At 35.2% G+C, this 2,655-nt stretch carries 4 protein-coding genes and 1 pseudogene; all 5 read right to left on the bottom strand.

Annotated elements, in window-relative coordinates; all coding sequences use genetic code 11:
- A partial coding sequence (locus Q5O44_RS01045) for an adenylate kinase (protein WP_302637074.1) occupies nucleotides 1-474 on the bottom strand: 474 nt, incomplete at its 3' end.
- Between the two features lie 22 nt (nucleotides 475-496).
- A complete protein-coding gene (gene secY, locus Q5O44_RS01040) occupies nucleotides 497-1,768 on the bottom strand; it encodes a preprotein translocase subunit SecY (RefSeq protein WP_022166529.1) in 1,272 nt (423 codons plus the stop codon).
- Nucleotide 1,769: 1 nt separating this feature from the next.
- The gene (gene rplO, locus Q5O44_RS01035) at nucleotides 1,770-2,210 is read right to left on the bottom strand and encodes a 50S ribosomal protein L15 (protein ID WP_022166528.1); all 441 of its coding nucleotides are present in this window, start codon (nucleotides 2,208-2,210) and stop codon (nucleotides 1,770-1,772) included.
- 23 nt (nucleotides 2,211-2,233) lie between these two features.
- Nucleotides 2,234-2,413: a 50S ribosomal protein L30 gene (rpmD, locus tag Q5O44_RS01030; RefSeq protein ID WP_022166527.1), complete on the bottom strand. Its 180-nt coding sequence runs from the start codon at nucleotides 2,411-2,413 to the stop codon at nucleotides 2,234-2,236.
- Between the two features lie 13 nt (nucleotides 2,414-2,426).
- Nucleotides 2,427-2,655, bottom strand: a pseudogene (gene rpsE / locus Q5O44_RS01025) (30S ribosomal protein S5); the annotation flags it as partial.

Below are 2,655 nucleotides of genomic sequence, written 5' to 3'. Positions count from 1 at the left end.
AACTACTTCGCTTCCGCATACATCACATATTCCTTCACCCTTAGTTGGGTTGAATTTTACGTGGTAACTAGCTCCACATGATCCACAAATTCTTCTTCCAGTCATTCTTTCAAGTATGAATTCCATAGGTACATCTATTAATAATGCTGTATCTATTTTTTCATCTCTTGAATTTAAGAATGCTTCAAGTGCTTCTGCTTGTGCAACAGTTCTTGGAAACCCATCTAAAAGATAACCGTTTTTACAGTCTTCCCAAGTTAATCTGTCTTTAACCATATTGATAGTTACTTCATCAGGAACTAAAAGTCCCTTATCCATATATCCTTTAGCTTCAATTCCTAAAGGGGTTGCTTCAGAAATATTTTTTCTAAAGATATCCCCAGTAGAAATATGTGGTATAGAGTATCTATTACTAATTGATTTTGCCTGTGTTCCTTTTCCAGCCCCTGGAGGCCCTAATAATACGATTTTCACCGGCATCATCTCCATTATTAATCTATTTTAAGAATCCATCATAGTGTCTCATCACTAATTGTGAGTCTAATTGTCTAGAGAAATCTAGTGCAACCCCAATTAGTATTAATAAAGATGTTCCACCGAACTGAACTCCTGATATATATTTTCCAACTAATATTGGTGTTACTGCTAAAAATGCTGCAAATAACCCTCCAATTATAGATACTTTAGTAAGTAGCTTTTCAAAATACTTTTCTGTAGCTTCTCCAGGTCTGATACCAGGAACAAATCCTGCTGACTTGTGAAGATTTTCAGCCATTTCATCTGGTTTAAATGTTATTTGAGTATAGAACCATGTAAAGAACACAGTTAATACCGCATAACAAACCGGATACATCCAAGTACCTGTATTGAAAATACTGTACTTACTACTAGTAATCCAGCTAGCCCATCCCTTTGAAGGGAAGAAAGCAGCAATTGTTGTTGGGAACATCATTACTGACATTGCAAATATTATAGCAATAACTGCAGATCCTATTATACTTAGTGGTATATGTGTTGATTGGCCTTTCATTACTTTTGAACCAACAGCTTTACCAGCATATTGTATTGGTACTCTTCTTTCTGCTAATGAGAAGAATATTGTAACTGCTAAAAGCGCAATCACTCCAACTAAGAATAATAATATTTCAATTATAGATATCTCTCCTGCTGTCTTTAAGGTATAAACCGAATTAACAGTTGAAGGTATCTGAGATACTATATTTACAAATATTAAGATTGAAACACCATTTCCAAATCCTTTTTGTGTGATTTGGTCACCAAGCCACATACAGAAAGTTGATCCAACTACTAGTGAGAATATTACTACTATTTTTTCAAGTGTCCCTACTCCACTAGTTGCACCTAAATTAGCGATAGTTGAATAAACACCTAAAGCTAATACGCAAGCAATCCCTATAGATACATATCTAGTAATGCTTTGGATTTTCTTTCTTCCTTCCTCACCTTCCTTAGATAATTGTTCTAATGAAGGTATTGCAATTGTTAATAATTGCATTATGATTGAAGCGTTGATGTAAGGCGATACACTTAAAGCTAATATACTAGCTTTCGTGAAAGCTCCACCTGATATTAAGTTATAAAAACTTAATAATCCACCGGATTCAGTTAATGTGCTTAAAGCACTAGTGTCAATCCCAGGAACTGGAATATGTATCCCAATCCTGAAAATTGCAACTAGAAAAATTGTCCATAAGAACCTTTTTCTTAATTCCGGAACCTTCCAGGCATTACGTAGGGTTGATAGCATATTAAATCACCTCAACTTTTCCTCCAGCTGCTTCTATTTTTTCAGCCGCTGATTTTGAGAATTTGCATCCTTGAACCGTTAGGCTTTTATCTATAGTTCCGTTTCCTAATATTTTAACACCATCTAATACTTTACTTATAACTCTTGTTTCAAGTAATAATTCTGGAGTAACAACTGTTCCATTTTCAAAAATGTTTAATCTATCAACATTTATTGAAACATACTTCTTAGCGAAGATATTTGTGAATCCTCTCTTAGGAAGTCTTCTGTATAATGGCATTTGACCACCTTCGAATCCAGGTCTAACTCCACCACCAGATCTAGCGTTTTGTCCTTTTTCACCTTTACCAGCATTTCTTCCTAATCCTGAACCAGTACCTCTACCAACTCTTTTAGGAGCTTTTTTACTACCTGCTGCAGGTCTTAACTCATGAAGTTTCATTCTAAAAACACCTCCTCGTTATATTATACTTCTTCTACTTTTAATAAGTAGTTTACTTTGTCGATCATACCTTTTATTTGAGGAGTAAGCTCATGCTCTACTGTCTTTCCGATCTTTTTTAGACCAAGAGCGTTTGCAGTAGCGATATGGTCTTTCTTTCTGCCTATTAAGCTTTTAACTAAAGTAACCTTTATCTTTGCCATTGCGTAATACCTCCTAACCTAATATCTCTTCAACAGTTTTGCCTCTTAACTTAGCTATATCCTCAGCTGTTCTTAAGCTTGCTAAACCATTTATTGTAGCATTTACCATGTTTCTTGGGTTGTTTGAACCTAAAGACTTAGCTCTAACGTCCTTTAACCCTGCTAATTCTAATACAGCTCTTGCTGGTCCACCAGCGATAACTCCTGTACCTTCTTTAGCTGGCATGATTAAAACTTTACCA

This window comes from Clostridium sp. CAG:221 (assembly GCA_000435835.1).
In the GTDB taxonomy this organism is placed as follows: Bacteria; Bacillota; Clostridia; order Clostridiales; family Clostridiaceae; genus Clostridium.
The sequence above is the reverse complement of the archived record's forward strand: the minus strand, read 5'-3'. Positions and strand labels throughout refer to the sequence as shown.

Bases quoted from the DNA above. Each gene is read 5' to 3' on its own strand.
- secY (WP_022166529.1), bottom strand. From the start codon at position 1,768: ATGCTATCAACCCTACGTAATGCCTGGAAGGTTCCGGAATTAAGAAAA.
- rplO (WP_022166528.1), bottom strand. From the start codon at position 2,210: ATGAAACTTCATGAGTTAAGACCTGCAGCAGGTAGTAAAAAAGCTCCT.
- rpmD (WP_022166527.1), bottom strand. From the start codon at position 2,413: ATGGCAAAGATAAAGGTTACTTTAGTTAAAAGCTTAATAGGCAGAAAG.